Origin of the sequence: Sediminibacterium salmoneum NBRC 103935 (genome assembly GCF_000511175.1) — a bacterium.
In the GTDB taxonomy this organism is placed as follows: Bacteria; Bacteroidota; Bacteroidia; order Chitinophagales; family Chitinophagaceae; genus Sediminibacterium; species Sediminibacterium salmoneum.
Genome location: NZ_KI866530.1, coordinates 2,131,466 through 2,157,156, shown reverse-complemented (window position 1 = coordinate 2,157,156; position 25,691 = coordinate 2,131,466). Strand labels below are relative to the sequence as shown.

The 25,691-nt window shown below is 38.5% G+C and carries 16 protein-coding genes; 9 read left to right on the top strand and 7 right to left on the bottom strand.

The features are described 5' to 3' along the window. The first annotated feature begins 15 nt into the window (after positions 1 to 15). Together P767_RS0110025 and pdxH are read left to right on the top strand one after the other, a co-directional pair. On the top strand, positions 16 to 3,090 hold the full coding sequence (locus P767_RS0110025; protein WP_026764392.1) for an efflux RND transporter permease subunit: 3,075 nt from the start codon (positions 16 to 18) through the stop codon (positions 3,088 to 3,090). A gap of 34 nt (positions 3,091 to 3,124) precedes the next feature. Further along, the gene (gene pdxH, locus P767_RS0110020) at positions 3,125 to 3,769 is read left to right on the top strand and encodes a pyridoxamine 5'-phosphate oxidase (protein WP_026764391.1); all 645 of its coding nucleotides are present in this window, start codon (positions 3,125 to 3,127) and stop codon (positions 3,767 to 3,769) included. 15 nt (positions 3,770 to 3,784) lie between these two features. Here pdxH and P767_RS0110015 read toward each other — a convergent pair whose 3' ends face one another. The 4 genes from P767_RS0110015 to carB form a co-directional block, all read right to left on the bottom strand. Further along, positions 3,785 to 6,916, bottom strand: coding sequence for a PAS domain S-box protein (locus P767_RS0110015; protein ID WP_026764390.1), 3,132 nt, complete (start codon positions 6,914 to 6,916; stop codon positions 3,785 to 3,787). Positions 6,917 to 7,022: 106 nt separating this feature from the next. Continuing rightward, positions 7,023 to 7,985, bottom strand: a complete 963-nt coding sequence (locus P767_RS0110010) for a transketolase family protein (RefSeq protein WP_026764389.1) — start codon at positions 7,983 to 7,985, stop codon at positions 7,023 to 7,025. 41 nt (positions 7,986 to 8,026) lie between these two features. Continuing rightward, the gene (locus tag P767_RS0110005) at positions 8,027 to 11,398 is read right to left on the bottom strand and encodes a glycosyltransferase (protein WP_026764388.1); all 3,372 of its coding nucleotides are present in this window, start codon (positions 11,396 to 11,398) and stop codon (positions 8,027 to 8,029) included. 105 nt (positions 11,399 to 11,503) lie between these two features. After that, positions 11,504 to 13,150, bottom strand: a complete 1,647-nt coding sequence (carB, locus tag P767_RS16695; protein WP_084799907.1) for a carbamoyl-phosphate synthase large subunit — start codon at positions 13,148 to 13,150, stop codon at positions 11,504 to 11,506. Positions 13,151 to 13,246: 96 nt separating this feature from the next. Here carB and bcp point away from each other — a divergent pair, with 96 nt between their 5' ends. Together bcp and P767_RS0109990 are read left to right on the top strand one after the other, a co-directional pair. Beyond that, positions 13,247 to 13,714 carry a thioredoxin-dependent thiol peroxidase gene (gene bcp, locus P767_RS0109995; protein WP_026750840.1) on the top strand — a complete coding sequence of 156 codons (468 nt, stop codon included), beginning with the start codon at positions 13,247 to 13,249 and terminating at the stop codon, positions 13,712 to 13,714. A gap of 113 nt (positions 13,715 to 13,827) precedes the next feature. After that, positions 13,828 to 15,033, top strand: coding sequence for a GAF domain-containing sensor histidine kinase (locus tag P767_RS0109990; RefSeq protein ID WP_172637535.1), 1,206 nt, complete (start codon positions 13,828 to 13,830; stop codon positions 15,031 to 15,033). Here the strand turns inward: P767_RS0109990 and feoB are convergent. After that, entirely contained in the window at positions 15,030 to 17,141 is a 2,112-nt protein-coding gene (feoB, locus tag P767_RS0109985) for a ferrous iron transport protein B (protein WP_026764386.1), read from the bottom strand. The two genes, P767_RS0109990 and feoB, sit on opposite strands and share 4 nt — an antisense overlap. Positions 17,142 to 17,268: 127 nt before the next feature. Here feoB and P767_RS17685 point away from each other — a divergent pair, with 127 nt between their 5' ends. Together P767_RS17685 and P767_RS0109975 are read left to right on the top strand one after the other, a co-directional pair. Continuing rightward, on the top strand, positions 17,269 to 18,912 hold the full coding sequence (locus P767_RS17685) for a M20/M25/M40 family metallo-hydrolase (protein ID WP_051417281.1): 1,644 nt from the start codon (positions 17,269 to 17,271) through the stop codon (positions 18,910 to 18,912). A gap of 8 nt (positions 18,913 to 18,920) precedes the next feature. After that, positions 18,921 to 19,355: an IPExxxVDY family protein gene (locus P767_RS0109975; RefSeq protein ID WP_026764385.1), complete on the top strand. Its 435-nt coding sequence runs from the start codon at positions 18,921 to 18,923 to the stop codon at positions 19,353 to 19,355. A gap of 8 nt (positions 19,356 to 19,363) precedes the next feature. Here the strand turns inward: P767_RS0109975 and selD are convergent, their stop codons facing one another. Further along, the gene (selD, locus tag P767_RS0109970; protein ID WP_026764384.1) at positions 19,364 to 20,413 is read right to left on the bottom strand and encodes a selenide, water dikinase SelD; all 1,050 of its coding nucleotides are present in this window, start codon (positions 20,411 to 20,413) and stop codon (positions 19,364 to 19,366) included. A 287-nt stretch (positions 20,414 to 20,700) separates the two neighbouring features. On the opposite strand from selD, the gene P767_RS0109960 reads away from it, so the two are divergent. Together P767_RS0109960 and P767_RS0109955 are read left to right on the top strand one after the other, a co-directional pair. Continuing rightward, the gene (locus P767_RS0109960) at positions 20,701 to 23,649 is read left to right on the top strand and encodes a sensor histidine kinase (protein ID WP_026764383.1); all 2,949 of its coding nucleotides are present in this window, start codon (positions 20,701 to 20,703) and stop codon (positions 23,647 to 23,649) included. A 44-nt stretch (positions 23,650 to 23,693) separates the two neighbouring features. Continuing rightward, positions 23,694 to 24,434 carry a LytR/AlgR family response regulator transcription factor gene (locus tag P767_RS0109955; protein ID WP_051417280.1) on the top strand — a complete coding sequence of 247 codons (741 nt, stop codon included), beginning with the start codon at positions 23,694 to 23,696 and terminating at the stop codon, positions 24,432 to 24,434. On the opposite strand, the gene P767_RS16685 is transcribed toward P767_RS0109955, so the two are convergent. Further along, positions 24,424 to 25,173: a biotin--[acetyl-CoA-carboxylase] ligase gene (locus tag P767_RS16685; RefSeq protein WP_037352620.1), complete on the bottom strand. Its 750-nt coding sequence runs from the start codon at positions 25,171 to 25,173 to the stop codon at positions 24,424 to 24,426. The genes P767_RS0109955 and P767_RS16685 overlap by 11 nt on opposite strands. Positions 25,174 to 25,256: 83 nt before the next feature. On the opposite strand from P767_RS16685, the gene rsfS reads away from it, so the two are divergent. Then, positions 25,257 to 25,661: a ribosome silencing factor gene (gene rsfS / locus P767_RS0109945; RefSeq protein ID WP_026764381.1), complete on the top strand. Its 405-nt coding sequence runs from the start codon at positions 25,257 to 25,259 to the stop codon at positions 25,659 to 25,661. The last annotated feature ends 30 nt before the right edge of the window (positions 25,662 to 25,691 follow it).

The window sequence follows — 25,691 nt, the reverse complement described above, 5'->3', positions numbered from 1 at the left end:
AAGCAGCCATATCCCATGAATATTTCTGAATTATCATTAAAAAGACCCATCCTTGCAACGGTGATGAATATTCTCATCATATTGTTTGGGATAGTTGGATATAGTTTTCTTGCGGTTAGAGAATACCCGGCAGTAGATCCTCCGGTAGTGAATGTAAGAACTTCCTATTCCGGTGCGAATTCTGAAATTATTGAGAGCCAGATTACAGAACCACTGGAAAAAGCCATCAATGGTATTCCTGGTATCAGAAGTATCTCTTCTTCCAGCTCTAACGGAAACAGTAATATCACTGTTGAATTTAACGTATCTGAAGATTTAGAAGCTGCTGCCAATGATGTAAGAGATAAAGTGAGTCAGGCGGTAAGAAATTTACCTCAGGACGTTGATGCACCACCGGTAGTTAGTAAATCGGATGCCAATAGCGACTTCATCATCATGCTGGCTGTACAAAGTCAGACAAAGGGATTATTAGAGTTGAGTGAATACGCTGAAAATGTGTTGCAGGAAAGATTCCAAACCATCTCTGAAGTGAGTGCGGTGAATATATTCGGGCAAAAGCGTCCGTCTATGCGTATCTGGATTGATCCGGATAAACTCAATGCCTTCAATGTTACTTTCGGCGATATACGTACAGCTTTAAATACAGAAAACGTTGAAATTCCTTCCGGTAAAATTTATGGTGATAAAACAGAGTTAACCATTAAAGCACTGGGAAGACTTACCACAGAAAAAGATTTCAGGGATTTAATTATTCGTCAGACAGCTGCAGGAATTGTTCGTTTATCTGATGTTGCATATGTGGAAATTGGTCCGGAGAACGATGAATACAGCTGGCGTTTAAATGGGGTGAATGCAGTGGGTATGGCCATTATTCCTCAACCCGGAGCCAACTATATTAAAATTGCAGACGAGTTTTATAAGCGTCTGGCAGAAATACAGAAAACGGAGAAGGGCGACTTCATGATGACCACCCTCATTGATCAGACCAAGAATGTTAGGGCCTCTATTAAAGAAGTAGAAGAGACATTATTGATTTCTTTTTCATTAGTGGTGCTTGTTATCTTTTTCTTCTTTAGAAACTGGTTGATTGCCATTCGCCCGCTGATAGATATTCCCATTTCACTGGTAGCTACTTTTTTCATCATGTACATTTCTGGATTCTCCATTAATGTACTAACCTTACTGGGTATTGTGCTGGCAACTGGTTTGGTTGTTGATGATGGTATTGTTGTAACAGAAAATATATTCAGAAAACTCGAAGGCGGCTTACCAATTAGAAAAGCGGCACTTGAAGGAAGTAAGGAAATTTTCTTTGCGGTTGTATCAACTTCCATTACCCTGGCTGTTGTGTTTTTACCGGTGATTTTCTTACAGGGATTTGTAGGAAGTCTGTTCCGTGAATTTGGTATTGTTGTAGCGGCGGCTGTTTTAATTTCTGCATTCGTATCACTTACTATTACACCGGTATTGAATGTGTACCTGAATAAAAAGGATGCCAGTCATGGTAAGTTCTATGACATGACGGAGCCTTTCTTCAAGGGCATGGAAAACGGGTATAAGAATCTGCTGGCTTCATTTTTAAAAGTCAGGTGGTTTGCATGGGTAATTGTAGTTGCCTGTATGGGATTGATTTATTGGATTGGTTCCGGATTGCAAAGTGAACTGGCACCTCTTGAAGATAGAAGCAGTATTCGTTTTCAAATGAGCGGCCCTGAAGGAGCCAGCTATGGTTACATGGTGGAAACCGGTGATATGCTTTTGAATTATCTGACAGATTCGGTTCCTGAAAAAGACTTTGTATTTGCAGCTGTTCCTGGTTTTGGAGGAAGTGGCGGTGTAAATGGCGGAACGTTAAGAATTAAACTGGTTGAGCCGAATGAACGTACACGTTCACAATCAGAAATTGCCAAAGCCATCGGGAAAAAATTACCCAATATCAACAATGCCAGAATATTCCCTGTGGAAGAACAAACCATTTCTGTTGGATTGGGCTCCCGTGGATCTCTACCCGTTCAGTTCATTTTGCAGAACCTGGATTTTGAAAAAATAAAAACGGTTATTCCTAAGTTTCTGGAAGAAGCAAGAAAGGATAAGACTTTTCAGAATGTAGACGTGAATCTAAAGTTTAATAAACCTGAACTTCAATTAACAATTGACAGAATTAAAGCAAAAGATTTAGGTCTTTCCATTATTGATGTGGCAGATGTGGTTTCAAGTGCATTCAGTGGCAGAAGGCTGGCCTATTATATCATGAATGGTAAGCAATACGAAGTAATTTCCCAGGTTGCCTACAAAGACAGGCAGAAACCTGCAGACATCGAAAAACTATATGTCAGAAACAACAGAGGGGAAAGTATACCATTAAAAGCTGTTGTGAAACTGGAAGAAAGTTCCAATCCTCCAACACTTTATCATTTCAATCGTTTCAAGGCAGCCACAATATCAGCTTCTCTTGCAGAGGGCATGACTATTGGGGACGGCGTAAAAGCAATGCGAAGAATAGGTGATAAACTTCTGGATGAAAGTTTCAAAACAGCTTTAAACGGACCCTCAAGAGATTTTGAAGAAAGCTCTTCCAATACTGCATTTGCATTTGGCTTTGCGTTGATTCTGATTTATCTGGTTCTGGCCGCGCAGTTCGAAAGTTTTAAAGATCCGTTTACCATTATGCTAACCGTTCCTTTGGCATTGGCCGGTGCTTTACTGAGTCTGTGGATCTTTGATCAGACCATTAATATTTTCTCTCAGATTGGTATGATTATGTTGATAGGTCTGGTTACCAAGAATGGTATTCTGATTGTGGAGTTCGCCAATCAGAAAAGAGAATTTGGTTTGGCTAAACGAGAAGCGGTTCTGGAAGCATCAGCACAGCGATTAAGACCTATTTTAATGACCAGTCTGGCAACAGCCTTGGGTGCACTGCCAATTGCACTTAGTATTGGTGCAGCCGCAACCAGCCGTATGCCATTGGGTATTGTGATTGTAGGAGGTATTATGTTTTCACTATTGTTAACCTTATTTGTTATTCCTGCAGTATATACTTTTATCTCTGGTAAGCATGATGCCAAAAAGGTTGATATTACTGATTAATGAAGTTGAAATAAAGCGTATAATTTTGTAAAACATGCTAAGTTCCATATCTGATATTCGTCGTGATTATATGCTCAAGTCTTTTGACGAGACACATGCTTCCAGTAATCCTTTTGACCAATTCAGAGATTGGTGGGAGGAAGCTACTTCGGCAGATATTGATGAGGTAAATGCAATGACACTGGCAACCGTTGATGGTAATGGAAAACCAGCTGCCAGAATTGTTTTACTGAAAGGATATACGCATGATGGCTTTGTATTTTTTACCAACTATGAAAGCGCCAAAGGTCAGGACCTGGCTATCAATCCCAATGCTGCACTGTTATTCTTCTGGAAAGAGCTGGAAAGACAAATCAGAATTGAAGGAACCGTAGAAAAAATTGACCCTGCAGATAGTGATGCCTATTTTCATTCCAGACCTGCAGGTAGCAGGATAGGGGCATGGGTATCTCCTCAAAGTAAGGTAATACCCAATCGTGCTTTTCTTGAAAATAATTATAATCAACTGGTAGAAAAATATCCGGATGAAAATGCAGTACCAAGACCACCTCATTGGGGAGGCTTCATTGTAAAACCGGAAAGTTTTGAATTCTGGCAAGGTAGAAGCAGCCGCCTTCACGATAGATTAAAATACACCAAATCTTCGGAGGGATGGAACAGAGAGCGCTTAGCTCCTTAACAGGCTGATATCAGTTTAACTGGCAGGAAAATCTGCTTTTAATTGTTGAAATACCTGTTCCAGAATTAGTTGTAACTGTTTACCCAGCATTGGTATTTTTTCTTCCTGTTCTCCTGTTTTTGCATAAAACTCAAGGCTTTCAATGGTTTTATATGCGTGTTTAATGCCCATACTGTAAATGGAAGATTTCATCTTATGTGAAAACTGAAACACTTCATTCATTTGGTTGTTTTTGATGGCTTTGAGCAAATTCTCTAAATCCTTTCTCGTATTCTTGCTGAACACATGAACAATCTCAATTAAGAATTCTGTATCGTCTTTATCTATGCCCTGAAGTGCATCCAGACTATATAATTTTTCATTTGATGCAGTACCTGTAGTATTGGTTGGTTTTTTGCTGAACTCAATGGAGTGCGAAAGATGTAATTGTTTTTTGATGCATTCGTATAAAACCTGTTCTGTAAAGGGCTTAGTGATGTAATCATTAAATCCGGCTTCTGCAAACCGTTCTGTTTCCTGTTTAAATGCATTGGCGGTTAATGCAATAATAGGTACTGCAGCTTTATTGGTATCATTCAAACTTCTGATCATTTGAGTTGCTTCATATCCATCCACATCCGGCATGTGAATATCCATTAAGATTAAATCAAAATCTTTTCTCTGATGTGCTTCGTAGGCTTCCTGACCATTGTTTACAACAACAACTTCGTGTCCCCAATCTAACAAGATCTGTTTCACAATAATCTGGTTAATAGCTACATCTTCCGCAACCAGTATTTTCTTTTTTTCCAGGGAATTGTATGTTAATTCTTCCTTTTCCTTTTTTAACAAACCGGTATTTCCTGTTTTGTAGGGAATTTTAACGGTAAAGCAAGTTCCCTTATTCAGTTCACTGGTTGCCTTAATGCTTCCTCCCTGCATTTCAATTAAATTCTTTGTAATGCTCAACCCCAGTCCGGTGCCACCATATTTACGGCTTGTTTCTGATGAAGCCTGAACAAATTCATCGAAAATATGGGAAAGATTTTCTTCTGAAATTCCAATTCCGGTATCTGTTATCACAAACTCAAAAACGGATTCTTCTTCATTCTTAACTTCTTCCCGCGCAACCAAAGTAATTTTTCCGTTTTCAGTAAACTTCAGTGCATTGCTGATTAAATTGTTTAAGATTTGACCTAGTCTAAAAGGGTCTCCAACAATTATTTTGTCTTTTTTAATCTGATTATCAAAAATCAGCTCCAGGCCTTTCTCTTCTATTTTAAAGACAAAAGTTTTTAATGTACTGGCTATTTTTTCTTCAATATTAAAAGGGATATTTTCAAGTTCAACTTTTCCGGATTCAATTTTTGTAAAATCAAGAACGTCGTTTACAATATGAAGGAGATTGTCTGCAGATTCCAGTATTAGCTTGGTATACTCCGATTGCTTGGGTGTTAAATGAGTTTTGTATAACAGACTTCCAATACCCAGTATACCGTTCATCGGGGTTCTTATTTCATGACTCATATTAGCAAGAAATACTTCCTTAACCCTGCTTGCTCTTTCTGTTTCTTCTTTTGCTTTTAGTAATTCCTGCTCGGCACGTATTCTGTTGGTAATGTCTTGCGAGAACCCAATTATATAAGCATTGCTGGAGTCTTCTTCCACCATATAGTTCTGGAACAGAAGGAAAATCTGTTCTCCATTTTTACAAATAATGGAAAAAACACCCTCTGCCTGACCTGATCCCAAGACCTCAGTTAAATAGGTCTTGTCAAAATATTCAACTCTTTCTTTGGGTATAAAATCTTTTATATTTCTCCCAATCAGTTCATTTTGTTCATACCCCATTATTTTACAAATGGCAGGATTAACACTCAATAATTTTCCCTCCAGGTCATGGGTGCAGATAAGTGCCTGACTATAATTAAATAAATCCCTGTATCGTTTTTCGTTGAGCGTTACCTTTTCTTCAATCTGTTTTCTTTCCGTGATGTTTAATCCAAATCCAATTACCAGTTTAACTTCATTTTTTTCATTCAGAACCGGGTAAAGATTTCTTAAGTGGTACTCATTCTCGCCCTTTTCATTTACATGACTTTCTTCCCATGAATACTGCTTCTTACTCTCTATTACTTTTTGAAATACAGCTGATCGGGTAGCTGCAATTTTTGGATCCTTATTTCTATATTGACAATATTCCTGATCGTTCTTTCCAATAATCCACTTTCTGATATCCGGATTCTTTATACCTACAGGATTAACAAACAGATAGCGATGATCTGTGTCTAATACTACTATATCTGTTGGGATATTATTCAGAATACTCTCATAAAAATTCCTTTGCTTGGTAAACTCGGCTTCTGTTTCCTTTATTTTTGTTATGTCAGTATGTGTGCCCAGAACTTTTAATGGAAATCCATTTTCGTCCTTCTCTATTACAATTCCTCTGTCTAAAATCCATTTGTAATCCCCAAACTTATCTTTGATTCTGTATTCGGAACTATGATGATCAATTTCTTTATTCTTGTATTTTCTGTCTTGTTCTATTAAAATAGGAACATCTTCGGCATGAACGGCCTTCCACCATTGTTCAGCAATACTTAAGTGATTATTCTCCAGTTCAATAAATGCTCTTTTGCTGTGTGAAAAGTTGGTGACATTTTTTTTATAATCATGCAGCCACACATTGTCTCCCATTTTTTCCAGAGCAAACAAAAGTGTTTGTTCATAGTTATTCCGTATTGCTTCCTCCTCGTCTTTGGCTTTTAATGTTTTAAGCAAATCTATTTGTGGATTCTGTATAGCAAAATCACTAGCTTCCAGATTAGACTCTTCTAATTCCTTAATTGAATTAAATGCAGGGGAACCCAGAAATACATAGAAATTATCAGTTTCTGAATAAACAAACTGCCCCCTTAAGTGGATGCTTAACTTTTCCTTTATCCTTATATTGATTAGTTGTTGTAAGTGTGCTTTAATATAGGCAATTACAGGTCCTTGCTCCATCTCTTCAATCATGAAAAAATTACTGAAAGGCAATTTTTGAATTGCTGGTAAAATTTTCTTGATTGATTTACCACAGCCAATCAACGTTCCATCGTTATTCACTTTTAAGTGAAAGGGAAACAATAAATCTGTTTGTTGTTGATTGAAGTGAATGCCCATTACGCTGAATGCTTATTTCAATTTACGATTTATTTATGTTTGTTGACGATATATAAAACAAAAAAGACTGTACGAATACAGTCTTTTGTTTTTCTATTTAGAGAGTCTATTTTCTGGAAATTACTTTTTCTGCCGCTGCAATAATATTGGGGGTATCTAAACCATATTTGGTTAATAATTCGGTGGGTTTACCACTTTCACCAAACGTATCATTGGTTCCAATCATTTCTATTGGAACAGGGAAATTTTTTGCGGCAACCTGAGCAATTGAATCACCTAAACCACCAATTATGTTGTGCTCCTCAACAGTAACAGCACACTTTGTTTTTTTAATGGAAGCCAGCACTGCTTCTGTATCCAAAGGTTTAATAGTGTGAATATTGATTACCTCAACACTAATTCCTTTTTCCTCAAGGATTCTTCCGGCCTCAATGGCTTTCCAAACCATATGTCCGCAGGCAAAAATGGAGATATCGCTACCCTCACTTAGCTGCTGTGCCTTACCTATAATAAAATCACTGCCATCTTCTTTGGTAAAATTGGGCCACTTGGGTCTGCCAAACCGCAGATAAACGGGTCCATTGTATGAAGCAATTGCCTTGGTGGCAGCTTTTGTCTGATTAAAGTCGCAAGGCACAATAACCGTCATGCCAGGAAGCATTTTCATTAATCCAATATCTTCCAGGATCTGGTGCGTTGCCCCGTCTTCGCCCAAAGTAAGTCCGGCGTGAGAAGCACAGATTTTTACGTTTTTCTCACTATAAGCAACACTTTGCCTGATCTGATCGTATACTCTTCCGGTACTGAAATTAGCAAAAGTGGTAGTGTAGGGTATTTTACCTCCAATGGTCATACCCGCCGCAATACCAATCATATTGGCTTCTGCAATACCAACCTGTACAAAACGATCTGGAAAATCCTTGATAAAAGGGCCCAATTTCAAAGAACCGGCAAGGTCTGCAGTTAATACTACCACATTTGGATTTTCTTTGCCAATTTCATGAATACCTTCCCCAAATCCACCTCGGGTTTCCTTTTCATTGAGTACCTGAATATCTTTTAGTTTCATACTATTGATTTTTGCTGGAAAGTTGCAAAGTAAACACTTTTTTATATGGCTTCCTGTACATTTCCTGTTCTTTTAAGTACACCCCAGTGCTGAAGTTCTCCCTTTACCGCTTTTCGCATGGTTTTAAGTAATATCCATAGAAGAAGCCAGCGGTAAATAATTCTTTGCGGAATCAGCCAGATCAGCTTCCAATATGGCTCTTTTTCTCCCGAAAAAGCAAAAGCTGCCAGAATTATGTCAACAGCCAGAAAGATACTGTAATAAAGACCTATTTCTCCTGCGCTTCCTGTTAATAATCCCAGAATCATTAATAAGTCTGCAAAAGGAGAAAACAATGGAATAATGTATTTAAAAAGAAGAATATCAGGTAAGGCAATAAAACCCAGATTCTTAAATGAGGCATTAAATATTGCATCCCTGTTTTTCCAGAATGTCTGCAACACACCAAAAGTCCATCTGAATCTTTGTTTTAAAAACTGCTTCACTGTTTCTGGTGCCTCAGTTAGTGCAATAGCTCTGTTTTCATTTGCTATGGTATATCCCTCACGCAAAATGCGAACAGTTAAATCGCAATCTTCAGCCAGCGTGTCCGGAGTAAAGCCCCCCGCTTCCAAAACTGCCGTTTTTCTGAAAGCACCAATTGCTCCCGGTACCACCGTAATGGCATTGAGAAGACTAAATGCTTTTCTATCCATGTTTTGACTGGTGGTATATTCAATACTTTGCCAGCGGGTTATCAGGTTAATTTCATTGCCAACCTTTACATTTCCGGCAACGGCACCTACCTCTTCATCATTAAAATGCATCACCAGTTTCTCAACTGCATCTGTTTTTAATTTTGTGTCAGCATCAATACAAACAAGTATGGGTGCATTGGTGTGACCGATACCAAAATTCAGTGCAGAAGCTTTCCCCCCATTGGATTTGTGTAATATGGTAACCTGTGGGTGCTCATTGAACGATTGTTTAACTACGGAAAGCGTCTGATCCGTACTTCCGTCATCAATGAAAATAATATTGAAATTAGGATAAGTACATTTCAATAAATTCTGTAAGGAACTTACCGCATTTACTTCCTCATTATAAGCAGGTACAATAATGGACACCAGCGGATTATTTTTCAACGGCATCAGTTCTTTTCCTTTTTCTTTTTTTCTTGCTTTTATGGCAAGAATCAATACAGCTAATAATCGGATGCTTCCCAGCACCAGAAATAAAATGAATGTTGCGTTAAAGAATTTACCCAGATAATATCCTGCTTCGGCCAGTAAATAATTAAATCTTAGCAGATAATTTTCTTTGTAGTTCGGTACAGGGGGCATTACATCATCACGAGTTTTACCCATTAAATCTGCAACCGTTGTAAATTGGTAACCCTCTTTATGAAAGTACTCTATAATTTTCGGCAATGCGTCTACAGTTGCGCTTCTGTCTCCTCCTGCATCGTGCAATAAAATAATATTGCCGCGGTCTTTCATTCTAACTACTCTATTAAAAATACTATCTCCATTAAAGTTTTTATCCTCGTCAATTTGCCAGTCAAGAGGATCAATATTTTCTCCGATAGTAAGATAGTTCTTGGTTCTGCTTAAAGCTACCGGCACTAATTCCTCCATGGTTTCAGGACGACTATCAGCGTTAAACGGAGCCCTGAACATAATGGTACTTCTTCCTGTAATGGCTTCAATTAAGAGTTTGGTGGCATCCATTTCCAGATAGGCTCTTTGTTTGCTAACAGTGGCCATATTCGGATGCGTAAAAGTGTGGTTGCTTATTTCGTGTCCTGAATTATAAATTCTTTTTATCAGTGGTATATTTTTCTCTGCCTCAATTCCAACAATGAAAAAATTTGCCACTACATTATACTTGTCCAGAATGTCTAAGATTTGTCTGGTATAAACAGGATGCGGACCATCATCAAAGGTTAAAACCATTTTCTTCTCTGTTGATTTCCCAAATTGTTTAACCACAAACATGGAAGGCAAAGTGTCGTAAAACTCTTCGGATATCAGCATCCATGCTGTATCTAATTCTGTTCGTATATGTCCGGGAGTTGGGGTGGATATCACATCCAGTATTTCCCCTTCACCCATAAAGTCAACATCATTACTGGTTTCAACTTTTGTAAATTCCTCAAAATTGAATTTTTGAACGGAGGCTTTGTTCATTGGTAAATGATAGAAGTCCCACAAACGGCTGTCTTCGCTTCCCATTCTCCATAAAGCGGTTCCCGCAAAACCATATTCTGTAGAAAATCTAAGGGAGTTGAAATTGGTGGCAGCATCTGTAAAATGAACCTCCCTTTCATGACCCACTTTATCTTTATAAGTAAAGTAAAGATTATAGGAGTCATTATCATAAGTAATCTTACTGCCATTTTCTTTTGCAATACTCAAAGCCTGCTGATAAGTAACATCAGACCCTTCACCTCCCTTTGGCCAATCGTAACCAAATCCTGCAATACACAGAACCAGTTTGGGTATGGGTACTTTTTTCACCATCTGGTCTACGGCAGCTTCAATCCATTTTTGACCACTGATAGGGCCTGGCTTTGTACTGGATGTAAACTGGTCGTATGCCATTAAGAAAATATAATCCGTATTTTCTGCCAGTGCTGCATAATTATAATCTTCGTTAAAAGGCATCACATCAATAGAGGTAAGCAATCCACCCTGATGGAACCTGGCAGTTAGTTTTTTTAAGAAGCTGGTTAAAATACGATTGTCTTTTTCAACCAGTGCTTCAAAATCTATATTGATACCCGTGAAGCCTTCTGATTTTATCCATTTGTATAAATCATTAATCAGCTTTTCACTTTTAACCGGGTCATTAATGATTCTGCGTACCACTTCTCCGTCCCACTTACCATTGACATTATTGGTAAGCATGGGCATAACCCTTAGTCCTTTGGTGTTCTTAATAAGGTCGTATCCCCTTTTTTCTTTTCGAATAACCATGGAATCGCCCTTGGGGTCAAAAAACAGCCATTCTGGTAAAACAAGGTTTAATTTTTGAATATTTCTTCTTAGTGAGAAATAAGCCTGTGGGTCCCAGTCTACATAAAATGCAGCCCGAATGCCTAATGAGTCGCTGAAGTATTTTGAATTAGAAAGGCGTATAGCACTATCGTTCTGGCCGCATCCATTACCTGCAGCCCATTTATCGTCTATGAATTTCCTGAAACCCTGGTACTCTTTGGCTAAAGAATCAGGGCTATAGTCATCTACTAAAATTTGTTTGAAAACACTACTCTGTAAAATAGGTACAGTAGGTACATAAGCAGTTCTAAGCGCTATAATAATTGCAATCAGGGCAATCACCAATAAGAACAGCAAAATACGGAACGACCACTTGAATCGTTGCCATCTGCTTGGATTATTGGTTTGAAAAACCTGTTTAGAAGCCTTGCTCATGAATTGCTTAAAAATTAATAGATAGTATATACAAAGTTAATGCCATTCAATGGCAGTAATACTACCAACCAGGTGGTATAAATTTTTAAGCAAACAAGCAGGGTTCTACCCTTCAAAAGTGCTGTAGAAATAAGGGGTTTGTGCTTCAAATTCTGCTGCACAAGTGTCTACCATCTTATAAACGCGTGTAATACCCAGTTGTTTTCTCTTTTCGTACACTTCATCTTCATGACAATTTCCGTTAAGTATTCTGGCAATCTGAAGATCTCCGAAGCCCATTTTTTTGGCTTCTTTCAACAAATCTGCGGGCAAACTATCTAAAGTATGGGCAGCAATGGCTTTTTCTAAATTGCAGATTTCCTGAATCTGAAACAGGAACCAGCGGTCAATACCAGTTGCCTGAGCAATGGATTTTACGGTAGAGCCCTGCATTAATGCGTCCTTGATTCTGAAAATCCTGTCCCATTTCGGGGTTTTAATATATTCTACCAGTTCCTCGCTCTTCATAAGACTTTTACCATAATAACCCAAACCTACTGCTTCGTTTTCCAGGCTCTGACAGGCTTTTTGCAAAGCTTCAGGGAAACTTCTGCCAATGGCCATTACTTCACCAACACTTTTCATCTGAAGACCCAGGGTATCATTTGCGCCTTTGAATTTGTCGAAATTCCAGCGGGGAACTTTTACAATTACATAATCCAGTGCCGGTTCAAAATAGGCAGATGTTGTTTTGGTAATCTGATTCTTTAATTCGTCAAGGGAGTATCCGATAGCCAGTTTTGCCGCAATCTTGGCAATTGGGTATCCGGTTGCTTTGGAAGCCAGCGCAGAAGAACGGCTTACTCTTGGGTTGATTTCAACCGCTATTAATTCCTCAGTTGCCGGGTTTAAGGCAAACTGAACATTACATCCCCCGGCAAAATTGCCAAGAGAGCGCATCATCAGGATGGCTTTATTTCTCATTTCCTGGAATGCAGTATCGCTAAGAGTCATAGCAGGAGCAACTGTTATAGAGTCACCTGTATGAACCCCCATCGGATCCAGGTTTTCAACCGTACAAATGATAACTACGTTGTCATTGGAGTCTCTTAATAATTCCAATTCATATTCTTTCCAGCCCAGCACTGCTTTTTCTACCAATACTTCATGAATGGGCGATGCTTTCAATCCTTTTTCCAATGCTGCATCCAGATCATCTTTGCTATGAACAAAACCGCCACCTGTACCACCCAGGGTGAATGATGGACGAATCACAAGCGGGAAACCAATTTCCTGAGCAAATTCCTTTCCTTCCAAAAAGCTGTTCGCTACGCGGCTGGGTGCTACTGCCATGCCAATTTTCACCATCAGTTGTCTGAATTGCTCTCTGTCTTCAGCAGTATCAATAGCAGCCACATCCACCCCAATCAAACGGCAGTTGTATTTTTCCCAGATGCCCAGTTCGTCGGCTTCTTTACATAAGTTAAGCGCTGTCTGACCTCCCATGGTAGGCAAAACAGCATCTATATTATTTTCAGCCAGTATCTGTTCAATGCTTTCAACTGTTAATGGTAACAGGTAAACCTTATCTGCCATCATGGGGTCGGTCATAATGGTAGCAGGATTACTGTTAATAAGTATTACTTTTATGCCCTCTTCACGGAGACTTCTGGCTGCCTGAGAGCCCGAATAGTCAAATTCACAAGCTTGTCCAATAATGATAGGCCCGGAACCTATGATGAGTACCGTTTTGATTGATTGATCTTTAGGCATAGTAGTTGTATAGATAAATTGTGCAAATGTAAGACTGATGCAGTTAAAGTGGAGAAAAAATAAAACCTTTTCAAAAATATAAATGTTACATAAAGTATGGCAGTTTTAAAAGAAGGAAGTAAGGCGCCGGCATTCAAGGCTCCTGATCAAAACGGGAATATGGTTTCCCTATCTGATTTCAAAGGCAAAAAAGTAATTCTTTATTTTTATCCGAAAGATGATACACCAGGTTGTACAGCACAGGCATGTAATTTAAAGGATAATTATAAAATCCTTATTGATAAGGGATTTCAGGTAGTTGGGGTTAGTGTGGACAGTGTTAAAAGTCATAAGAAATTTCAGGAAAAATACGATCTGCCTTTCCCATTGATATCTGACGAAGAAAAAAAGATTGTAGATAAGTACAATTTATGGGGAGAGAAGAAGTTTATGGGCAGAACCTATATGGGAACTACCAGAACTACATTTTTGATTGATGAACAGGGAGTTATACGCAAAATAATTGCGAAGCCAGACACAAAGAATCATACGGAAGAAGTATTGGCCGCCTGGGAAGACAATTAATGTATTTTTTCAATGTTTAAGCCAATAAAATGACTTTTTAAGCGTTAAAAGCACGGACAAACCAGCTTTTGATGCCCAAAAAGAAAGAGCCGCTCAAACAAATCAATTTGTTTATGGTACCCCCTCAAATACCATCAGACGATAACAGACGTTTGAAAGAGCTGTATCGGTATGAAGTACTGGATACTTCATACGAAGACGAGTTCAATGACGTGGTTCAACTGGCAGCAACTATTTGTAATACCCCAATTGCACTTGTTTCACTGATAGATCAGAAAAGACAATGGTTCAAGGCAAAGCTGGGAATTGAAGCAAAAGAGTTCCCCAGGGATATATCATTCTGCGGTCATACCATCAATTCAGATGCGGCAGTTTTTGAGATTCCCGATACATCAACAGATGAACGTTTCCTCGATAATCCCCTGGTTATAGATTCTCCGTATATAAGATTTTATACCGGGGTTCCATTAATCAATAACAATGGGTTTAAAGTGGGAACCATTTCTGTTATGGATACCCGGCCAAGGACTTTAAATGAAGTACAGGTATATACCTTGCAGACACTGGCCCGTCAAGTGGTGAAGTTGCTCGACCAGAATTTACTGAATAAGCAATTAGAGCAGCAACAGGAAAAACTGCAACAGCAGATGGAGATGCAAAACCGAATTCTCTCAATCATTGCACATGACGTAAGAAATCCAATAGGTGCTGTAAAGTCTATCATTGAACTGAATGCCAAAAAAATACTCAGTCAACACGATTCCGTTGAATTGATGAATATGGCCGGAAAGCAAATTGATGGTACAGTAGAACTGTTGAACAACCTGGTAGACTGGGGATCCATGCAAATGCGCGGACAAGGTTTTGAGAAGGAAAAAGTGCATATGAGAACCCTTGTCAGCAATATGTTCAAGAGCTTTGAAATCATGGCTTCCCTGAAGTCTAATATTATGGTTAATCTGGTAGACGAAGATTTATTTATTAAATCTGAAATTAATGCCATGAGATTCATTCTGAGAAACCTGATAAGTAATGCCAATAAGTTCACCAAGGAAGGAGTCATTACAGTATATGCACACAAGGAAGACAATCAGGTTATGATGTCTGTTAGCGATACAGGGGTTGGAATTACAGAGGAAATAAAGTCGAAATTGTTCGATGGAGAGCATTATCAAAGTACAACCGGTACAGGTAATGAAAAAGGCTCAGGTCTGGGCTTAATTTTAACCAAAGACTTTATTCAAATTTTAGGTGGAACCATTAAGGTAGAATCCGCTTTGGATAAAGGAACATCTGTTTACTTGTATTTCAACAACTAGTTAAACAGGTTATAAACCATCCAGCTCATACTATAGGCTAGTAGGGTCATGTATGTTAATTGAATAACAGGCCACTTCCAGGATTTTGTTTCCCTTTTTACCACTGCCAGTGTACTCATGCATTGCATGGCAAGTACATAGAATACCATTAAGGAAAGACCAGTTGCCAGTGTGTAAACCTTATCACCGTTTGAATAAGTTGCAGACTGTAGTTTTTCGCGCAGACTTTGGTTGTCTTCTTCATCCACACTATATAAAGTGGCCATTGTTCCAACAAAAACTTCTCTGGCAGCAAAGGAGGTAATTAAAGCGATACCAATTTTCCAATCATAACCCAGCGGAGTTATTGCCGGTTCAATGGACTTGCCTAAGACGCCTGCATATGAATTGGCAAGTAATTCAGTGTTCAGTTGTTTTTTCAAAGAGTCTTCCTGAAGGGGATGTTGTTGAATGAGACTTTCATATCTGGCGCTGGTTTCCTCCATTCTGTTGCCTGGACCAAAGGAACTTAAAAACCACAACAGCAGACTGATTACCATAATTACTTTTCCGGCATCTGTAACAAAGATTCTTGCTTTTTCTACCATGGTAATACCTGCATTTTTCCAGCGGGGTGCCCGGTACATGGGTAATTCCAGAATAAAGAAACTCTTCTCCTGAATACGGATAAAGAATTTCATTACATAGCTAACCAATAAAGCCATAACAGTGCCAAGTAAATAAAGTCCCATCATAACCAGACCCTGCAAACTCAGAAATCCGAAATAATATTTTTCTTCAATTACCAGTGCAATTAAAATAGTATAAACGGGAAGCCTTGCACTGCAACTCATTAAAGGGGTTACCAGTATGGTTAGTAATCTTTCCTTTTTGTTTTCAATATTTCTTGCCCCCATGATAGCTGGAACCGCGCAGGCAAAACTGCTGATCATGGGCATTACGCTTTTGCCGTTCAGGCCTACCTTCCTCATGAGTTTATCGCTCAGAAAACTGATTCTGGCCATATAACCCGTGTCTTCCAGAATGGTAATTAATCCAAAGAGAATCATAATCTGAGGCACAAAAACAAGAATGCCACTTAAACCGGCAACAAAGCCATTGATAAGCAGATTGCTCCACCAGATTTCAGGAAGGTTGTCTGAAAGCCAGCCGGCAATTGCTGCAAAAGCCCACTCAATTCCATCCATTGGATAAGTGGCCAGCCAGAAAATACTTTGGAATAATAAAAACAGAACCGTCAATAAAATCAGGTATCCCCAGGTTTTATGCAGTAATACATTGTCTAGTTTCTCGGTAAAAAGTTTTTTCTCGAGCGGCCCTGTCTCAATAACATTTTTCTGCATTATCTGACGGATGCGGGTATACCGCTGCATAATTTCTTCAGCCTGTGTTTTAGTGGTATTGAATTGTTCTTCGGAAATGATGCGATTCAATGTATTTTTTTCTTCTTCGTCAGAGAGCAGTTCCTGGTGATTAATTAACTGATGAATGCAGGCGTAATCACTCCAGTCGGGAAATACGGATTTTACTTTTGTAACAGCGGAAGGAGCCAGGGTAGCTGTATCTAAAAAATCGCGGAACTTATTACCTGCATCCAGCTGAATTTTTGAAATCACTTTTTTTAACTCACTCAACCCTTTATTCTTTCTTGGATTCACTGCTACTACTGGTATTCCCAGATCTGCAGCCAAACCTCCGATATCTATTTTAATGTCTTTTTTTGCTGCCAGGTCGTTCATGGTCAATGCCATGACAACAGGAATTTTTAAATCGATAATCTGTGAGCAAAATAAGAGATTGCGTTTTAAATTGCTGGCATCTGCTACCAGAACAATCAGGTCGGGTTGAATATCGGGGTCGGCTCCCATTAATACTTTATAGGAAACCCATTCATCGGCCCTGCGTGGATACAAACTATAGGTCCCTGGGAGGTCAATTAATTCAGCAGAACGGTTGTCATCTAAATTAAAAACACCTGTTTTTTTGTCAACGGTTACACCTGGAAAATTACCTACCTGCTGATTAAGGCCGGTAAAGGCATTAAAAAGAGAGCTTTTCCCGCTATTCGGATTCCCAACTAACGCAATATGAATCTTGTCTTGTTTCAAGAATGCAAAAGTAGGAGGCTGATGGCTCAGTTGGTTACGAGATTGGGAACAGAATCCATTTGATGACATTTCTATTGCGATTATCTACCCTGCCCTGCTTACTTTTGTGCCATAAAGTTTTTGAATTATGAAAAAGTGGTTGGTAGTTTTGTTGATTTTACCGGTTTTTGCTGAAGCTCAAAGTAAGCGGAAGCTAAGGGTTGCTGCTGAAAAGGAAAAAACCCTGACCGAATCGAATTTACAGAAGCATGTGCAGTATCTGGCTGATGATAAACTTGAGGGGAGAAGGACTGGTACTGCAGGCGAGTTGCTGGCGATGGAATACATAACCGCACAATATAAGAGTCTGGGCATTGAACCAAAAGGAACCAATGGATTTGTGCAGGAGTTTGAAATTAATGAGGGTTTACAATTAGATGAACAGAACAGATTTAAAATTAACGGACAGGCGCTCATGCTGCAGGATGAATATTTTCCATTGGCATTCAGTGCCAGAAAATCTGCCCAGGGTAAGCCCGCACTGGCATTATCAGAACCCGGACAGCCCTGGTTCAAAGATCTGAAAGAGGTGCTGGAAGAAAACAAGCAGAATCCACATTTCGATATAGAAGAAGCCATTAAAAAACTGGCGAATGATGCCGCAGTTAAAAAAGCAACTGCTTTTATTATTTACAATTCAGGAACGCAGGTGGATAATGTTCAGTTTAATAAAAACGACGTTTCTCAGCCTTTAGCAATTCCTGTAATCTATGTAAAACCCACAGCTGTAAAAAAATATTTCTCTGATCTCTCTGCAAGCTTGCAAATTGAATTGCAGGTATCCCTGAGTAATAAAGTCAGAAAAGCAAGAAATATTATTGCTTATATCAATAACAATGCAGCCAATACCGTTGTGTTGGGGGCGCATTATGACCATTTAGGGTATGGGGAAGATAAAAATGCACTGGATGCCGTTCACGAAGTACACAATGGGGCTGATGACAATGCAAGCGGAACCGCAGCCTTGCTTGAACTGGCCAGAAAGTGGAAGACCCAATCCCCCAAACAAAATAATTACCTGCTGATGCATTTTTCCGGTGAAGAACTTGGCCTAATGGGAAGTAAATACTGGCTGGAAAATCCAACCATTCAAACTAAGGCCAACTATATGATTAATATGGATATGGTGGGCAGGTATGATACTGCAAGAAAATTGACCATTGGTGGATACGGAACTTCTCCGGTATGGGGCAATATGGTTCCTGAACTTGCCAAAAACCTTGCATTTAAACTGGATAGTGCCGGAACAGGTCCCAGTGATCATGCTAGTTTCTATAGAAAGGATATTCCTGTATTATTTTTCTTTACCGGAAGTCATCCCGATTACCATAAGGCTTCGGACGACTGGGAAAAAATCAATTATAAGGGAATCAATGAAATTGTTCAGCTCGTGTATAAAATTGTAGAAACCACTGATGCAAAGGGCAAAATTGAATTCACCAAAACAAGAGAACAACAAATGGGTAGAAGCACCCGTTTTACCGTTAGCCTTGGTGTGATTCCTGATTACGGTTATACGGGAACCGGTATGAGGATTGATGGTGCGAGTGCAGGTAAGCTGGCTGAAAAAATTGGGTTAAAAGCAGGTGATGTACTGTTGCAGTTAGGAGACTATAAGTTTGTGGATGTAAACAGTTATATGCAATCGCTGTCTAAATTTAAAAAGGGAGACAAAACAAAATTGATATATAAAAGAGGAACAGAAGAAATTTCCGTTGAAATAGAATTCTAATTTATTCTATGAAGTTAAAACTGGATGTTGATGAATTAAACGAGGACTTCTTTGAAGAAACCCGTTTATTGGGTATAACAGCTACTATCAAGAATTATCAGTTCTGTATGCAGCTAAACGCCAGTCTCGGGTATGATTTCAGATTAAATCCGGAACTGGAAATTCAGTTATTCAAAAAGAATCGAAATTATTTTTTCTCTATTTATCAGTTTAAAGAGTATAATTCTCCGCTTACCCATTATTTATATCAGAATCAATACGACGGAGAGTATTTACTTCCGGAATTCAAGCATATGGATTTTTTGTGGCTGATGAAATACGATTGGGTAGACGACGAAAAATGCAACTGGATAAAAAGTACGGTACGTAATTTATCCGGAGTTCAGTTGGTGGCAGAATTAACCAATGAACAGATTAAAAACAAAGGGAATATGGTTTTTTAGTTTTTTGTTTAGGACACGTTGATTCTTTTTTCACCTTTTGCATGAAACTGTCCTATTGGGTTGGCAAATTCCCCCAGGTTTTGTTCCTTTAAAAGAGATTCGAATTCATTTCTGGCATCCGGGGCAACGGCAATAAGCAGACCTCCGTTGGTTTGGGGGTCCGGCAATAAAGAAAAAGCCTGCATTACATCCACCCCTTTCTCAAATGCCACCTGGCTGCTGTAGGCATTCCAGTTCCGGTAGGTTGCATCCGGAACAATTCTTTTAGCTAAATATTTTTTACTGGCTTCAATAACGGGCACTTGATTATAATAAAGTGTTACACCCAGATTACTACCTTCCGCCATTTCCATCAGATGACCTATCAGGCCGAAACCAGTTACATCTGTCATAGCATGAACCGATTTCATAGGGCCTAACAGTTGTCCAACTTTATTTAATTTATTTAGTTGTTCTAAAAGCAGGTTAAAGTCTTCTTCTTCTAGTACTTCTTTTTTCTGGGCGGTTGAAAGTATCCCCACTCCAAGCGGTTTGGTCAGATATAGCAGGTCTCCATCCTGAGCAGTATTGTTCTTTTTCAGATGATCAATTGCTACAGTACCGTTGACAGATAAACCGAAAATGGGTTCAGTTGTATCTACACTATGTCCTCCCGCGAGTGGAATTCCTGCTTCTGAACAAATGCTTCTGCCTCCTTCAATTACTTCCCGGGCTATTTCAGGGCCTAATTTTTCAATTGGCCACCCCAGTATGGCAATTGCCATAATTGGCTTTCCTCCCATTGCATAAATATCACTGATAGCATTGGCTGCTGCAATTCTTCCAAATTGGTAAGGATCATCTACTATGGGCATAAAGAAATCGGTGGTACTTATTAATCCCATGCCATTTCCCATATCATAAACGGCTGCATCGTCTTTGCTGGAGTTGCCAACCAATAAGTCAGGATAATGTATTGGTAATATGTCTGAATGGAGAATTGTGTCTAATACAGCCGGTGCTATTTTGCATCCACAACCTGCACCATGAGAGTATTGCGTTAATTTGATTGATGACATGCCTGTAATTTCAGCAAAAGTAAAATCAAAATATGGGATATGGCTAAAAATGAAGAAAGCTGCATTTGACTATGCAGCTTTCTTACCCCCCCAATGTTACGTGAAATAATAATGAAAATTAATATACTGTTCAGTAACGGTGTAAAGTTGTTCCTTTTTTTAATGCAATTTTAGGATTTTACATGAACCCCCCCATTTCTTTCATGAAGCCCCCTATTTCTTTCATGAAGCCCTCAAATGATTTAAAATGAACCATTTATATTAAATTGTTCTTTAATTGATGCTAGATGAGGTATTTCATTCTTTTGATTGGTATGTTGGTTGGGGCTATTACACTCAAGGCTCAATTTCCATACATTCAGAAATTCACTTTTCCCGCGCAGCTACCTACACAGGTTATTTATGATATGCTGGCAGACAATAAGGGGTATATCTGGCTGGCCACCGATAAAGGATTATTCAAGTTTAACGGAAGATTATTCGTAAAAATTCCATTTGATGCAACCAGCATGCAGTCGGTTAGTTATCTGCAACAGGACGACCAGGGCACTATATGGTGTATGAATTTTTATAAGGAATTGTTTGCTCTGCGGAATGATACACTTAGGAATTATCATTTCAAGGATAAAAGAATAAAGAATGAATCGGTAATTGTGAATTACACAGCAACCAAAGATCATATCTGGTTTGCCTCTCTCGAAAATTTGTATCAAATTAATAAGCATACCGGAGAAACCATTGAGCGTATTTATTCTCCTGAGTATCTGGGCATTACTTCATTAATAAGAAATGGAGAGGAAGTGGTAGCCTATGGCGCCAAGGGATGGATATTTAACTATCCGGCTAAAAAGCCTGCCTGGACAAAAACCTCATTTATATATAATGATACCAGGATGATGTCTTCAGGAAAGTATATATACGGAACCCAGATTGGCAAATCAAGACTACCTGCATTTACAGTAAAAAACGGGATACTTAAACTAACAAAACCTTTTAATGTTCCTGAAAATGTACTGGTATTTCACTTTGCATCTACTTCAGAAAAAGAGCAATGGATTTGTACGCAGACAGGAGCTTACCTGTGGAATGTAGAAACAGGGAAAACCAACCTTGTTTTTCCTAATCAAAGTATAACAGATGTAGTAAAAGATTATCAGGGAAATTACTGGGTCAGTACGCTGGATAATGGGCTTTTTGTTTGTCCTTCATTAAATAATAAACTATATACCATTAATGCCGGTAACGGATTTGATAATATTTCAAGAGTTACCACTATTAATGATGACACAATTGTAACTGGAAATACAAAAGGTATGATTACTGCATTTAACTTGTCGAAGGAAAGCAGAATGCATTATGAACTTCCTATTTCAACAGAAATTCAGTTTTTAAATTATGATACCAGTGATAAAGTTGTGTTTTCTAACAGAGGCATTGTTAACTTTCAAGTAAATAAACCGGTTAGGCAATCTGATTATGGAAAGAGTGTTTTCAGAGACCCCAATAAAAATCTGATTGTTGCTTCCTATAACAGAACCTATGTATTGAATAATCCCTTAGGCAAGAATCCGGATGCCACACCGGATACAACAGGAATTCCCTTGTATAGCCATTATATGAAGGAAAATATATTCAGAAAAGGATTGCGGATTCCGGTATTCAGAAATGCCAGGAGTACTAAAACACTTCTTTCAAAGACCGGTAAATATTTCTGGATTGCTTACTATGATGATTTATACCGTTATTGTTTTAGCGACAGCACTTTTGTTGTAAGAAAAAGAAATGGTCAGAAACTTGTTGCCAGAAGCTTATTTGAAACGAGCGATTTACTCTTATTGGCAGGAACATCCAATGAAGGTTTGTTTGTAATAAAAAACGATAAAATTATTCAACGGTTTTACACGGGCAATGGGCTAAAAAGCAATAATATTAAATCAATTGCCGAAAAAGATGGAAAAATTTGGGTAAATACAGATGAGACACTTCAGATTATCGATTTAAAAACAGGGATTATAACGAATTTGCTAGACGAATATGGTTTGGCAGGACTTACTGTTAATGACTTTTCGCTTCACCCGAATAAGCTGATTCTGGCTACAACGGTTGGATTGGTTGTAAATGATTATAGAGGCAAGCCAGTGAACGAGACCATTTATTTTCCTCTTATTAAAGCAATATCCAATGGAGTTGAATTGGAAAACAAACAGGAACTGTCTGCCGATATAAACAATATCAGCTTTTATTTTGATGCTATTCAGTATAAAACGCCTACCAACCTGCTCTATCGGTATAAGTTGGCTGGAATTGATACAAGCTGGAAAACATTAAGTTATAATATAGGGAATCTTAATTTTTATCAGCTTCCTCCCGGAGAGTATGAGTTTAAAATTCAGGCATACGATAAAAATGGAATTTATGAAAGCCAGTTAAAGAGTTTTCAATTTACCATTCTTCATCCTTTCTGGCAGCGTTGGTGGTTTATATTACTGGTGTTGATATTAACCGGCTTTCTCATTTATCTTTTTTTCAAGGCTTGGTCTAAGCGTTTAATATTGCGCCAGGGCCTCAAAGAAAGATTGTTCAAAAGCCAGCTTGTAGCAATTCGTTCACAGATGAATCCGCATTTTATTTACAATGTTCTCAATACGGTTCAAGGTCTTCTGTATGATAATCGCAAAGCCGAAGTAGGTAATTTGCTGGCAAACTTCAGCGACCTGATGCGGAAAACACTGCAGTCCAGTGACCGGCAACACCATTCATTGAAGGAGGAAATAGAAAACCTATCGCTGTATCTTGAACTGGAAAAAGCTAGGTTTGATAAAAATTTTGAGTATAAAATTCAACTTAGCTTACAGGAAGATCCTGCAGACCTGATTATTCCTTCCATGCTTATACAGCCCTTTGCAGAAAATGCAGTAAAACACGGATTAATGCACAAGGCTGGTATGAAGCAATTAATTATACAGTTCAATCAGACTGAAGAAGGCTTAGATGTGTATATTAATGATAATGGAATCGGAAGAAAACAATCTGCTTTAATTAATCAAAGAAATAAGAGCAAACCACAGAGTTTTGCTACAAAAGCCATTGCAGAGAGAATAGAACTCTTTAACAGGCTTTATAAGCAAAAGATTTTACATGATGTTTCCGATCAGTTTGATGAGCATAATTATCCATCCGGAACGGTAATTCATATATTTATACCCAGATATGATGTAGATAAAGTTGATTTATAAATTGACTTTTCTAATACACATGGTATTGTTTAACTTCGGAAGATATGAATCCAATAAAAGCTATTATTGTTGATGACGAACCCAATGCGCGTAAGGCATTAAAAGGAATGCTGAATGAGCATTTTGAAGAAGTATTGGTGTTGGCCGACTGCGGTAATGTGCCTGATGCAGTTAAATTAATCAATAGATTTAAACCCGATTTAATATTTCTAGATATTGATATGCCAGGTTACAGTGGCTTTGAGTTGTTAGATTTTTTTGATGAACAACAGATATGGTTTAAAATAATTTTTGTTACCGCCTATAGTGAGTATTCTTTAAAAGCTTTTGAAAGTTCTGCGGTTGATTATGTTTTGAAACCAGTTAGACTGGAACATATGAAGAGGGCTCTGCGTAAAGTAAATTTCAATCTTCCCTCGCCCGTACAGTACAGAGTTTTAAGAGAAAATTTCAATTTGCAAAACGAGCGAAAAGTAGTTTTGCAAACCTCTGAAACCATTTATGTAGTAAAGCAGGATGATATTATATTTATACAGGCAGAGGGGAGCTACACAAAAATTGTAACTGTTTCTCATGGAAATTTAACCATCACCAAAAAACTGGCTGAGTTTGAGTACCTGGAAACGGAAGCCTCTTTTTTCAGAGCCCATAGAAGTTATCTGGTAAACCTGAATCATATTAAAAGAATTGATAAGCGTGATTTTCTCCTGGTAATGAGCAATGAATCACAGGTTCAGCTGGCTCAGGATAAAAAAGCATTGCTGATAGAGCGGTTTACTGCTTAGTTTCTATTACCCATTCAACTGTACCGTGTGTGAATTGCATGGGAATTCCTCCGGAAACATATAGCTGCCCGTGTCGGTCTACTTGCTGAATAGTGTATCTGGCAGAACTATTTCCGGTTTTCAATTTTACTATTTCCCCTTTTTTGTATAAAACCTTATTGTAGTCATTGATTATTTCATTGCAGCCGTTTGAATGCATTAGCTGATTGAATCTTTTTTCCATGCAAGTGCACAATTCTTTGGCCAAATCAACAGAATGGTATTGCTGTCCCGTAATCTGACGTAAAGAGACAGCCCGGGCAGTTGTTTCCCGAAACCGGGTTTGATTGATATTTATTCCTATACCGGCAATCGCATGCGTCCAGATCCCCCCACTAATTTGGTTTTCTATCAATATACCTCCTGCCTTTCTGTCACCCCAATATAAATCATTGGGCCATTTTATGGTCAGATCCTGGTTAATATAGACAGATAAAAAATCATAGGTTGCCAGCGCAACTGCTGCACTCAGGACAAACTGATCTCCCATATTAAGCGAAGAAGTGTTCAAAATAACAGACAAAAGCAGGTTTTTTCCGGCCTCTGATTCCCACTTTTTACCCATTTGTCCCTTGCCGGATGTCTGCAAATCGGCAAAAAATGCGGCTCCGTGTTCAGCCAATTTTGCCTGAAGTTGTTCCATGGCATAGATGTTGGTACTGTTTATCTCGGAAAGGTGGATAAACGGTATTCCAATCACAGTTTTAACACCTGAACCTGCCAAAGAATTACTATTTTTGACGAAGTTAACATGAATTTTTTTTAATAAAATACCGAAGCTATTTGGAACCTCTTTCACTATTGAAATCCCGCGAGAAAAAAACAGTTACCAGACTGACTAAAAATTCTAAGCTTTTTAAAAAAATCATCCAGGCTATTTTGGATAAAAAAGGCGAAAACATTATCAGTTTAGACCTTAGAAAAATACCGGAAGCCTCGGCTGACTTTTTTATTGTTTGTGAAGCAAGCAGTACAACTCAGATAAAGGCCATTGCTGATTATGTGGAAGATCAGGCAAAAAAACTTTGTGGTGAAATTCCTTATCGTCATGAAGGAAAGCAGGCTGCACAATGGGTATTGATAGATTATATTAACGTGGTGGTTCACGTAATGCACCCGGAAGCCAGAAACTTTTATAAATTAGAAGAAATGTGGAGCGATGCCGCTTCACAAATGCATGAGTCCTGATCTTAACAAACTTTTAAATGGGCTCAATCA

Bases quoted from the DNA above. Each gene is read 5' to 3' on its own strand.
- P767_RS0110025 (WP_026764392.1), top strand. From the start codon at position 16: ATGAATATTTCTGAATTATCATTAAAAAGACCCATCCTTGCAACGGTG.
- pdxH (WP_026764391.1), top strand. From the start codon at position 3,125: ATGCTAAGTTCCATATCTGATATTCGTCGTGATTATATGCTCAAGTCT.
- P767_RS0110015 (WP_026764390.1), bottom strand. From the start codon at position 6,916: ATGGGCATTCACTTCAATCAACAACAAACAGATTTATTGTTTCCCTTT.
- P767_RS0110010 (WP_026764389.1), bottom strand. From the start codon at position 7,985: ATGAAACTAAAAGATATTCAGGTACTCAATGAAAAGGAAACCCGAGGT.
- P767_RS0110005 (WP_026764388.1), bottom strand. From the start codon at position 11,398: ATGAGCAAGGCTTCTAAACAGGTTTTTCAAACCAATAATCCAAGCAGA.
- carB (WP_084799907.1), bottom strand. From the start codon at position 13,150: ATGCCTAAAGATCAATCAATCAAAACGGTACTCATCATAGGTTCCGGG.
- bcp (WP_026750840.1), top strand. From the start codon at position 13,247: ATGGCAGTTTTAAAAGAAGGAAGTAAGGCGCCGGCATTCAAGGCTCCT.
- P767_RS0109990 (WP_172637535.1), top strand. From the start codon at position 13,828: ATGGTACCCCCTCAAATACCATCAGACGATAACAGACGTTTGAAAGAG.
- P767_RS17685 (WP_051417281.1), top strand. From the start codon at position 17,269: ATGAAAAAGTGGTTGGTAGTTTTGTTGATTTTACCGGTTTTTGCTGAA.
- P767_RS0109975 (WP_026764385.1), top strand. From the start codon at position 18,921: ATGAAGTTAAAACTGGATGTTGATGAATTAAACGAGGACTTCTTTGAA.
- selD (WP_026764384.1), bottom strand. From the start codon at position 20,413: ATGTCATCAATCAAATTAACGCAATACTCTCATGGTGCAGGTTGTGGA.
- P767_RS0109960 (WP_026764383.1), top strand. From the start codon at position 20,701: ATGAGGTATTTCATTCTTTTGATTGGTATGTTGGTTGGGGCTATTACA.
- P767_RS0109955 (WP_051417280.1), top strand. From the start codon at position 23,694: ATGAATCCAATAAAAGCTATTATTGTTGATGACGAACCCAATGCGCGT.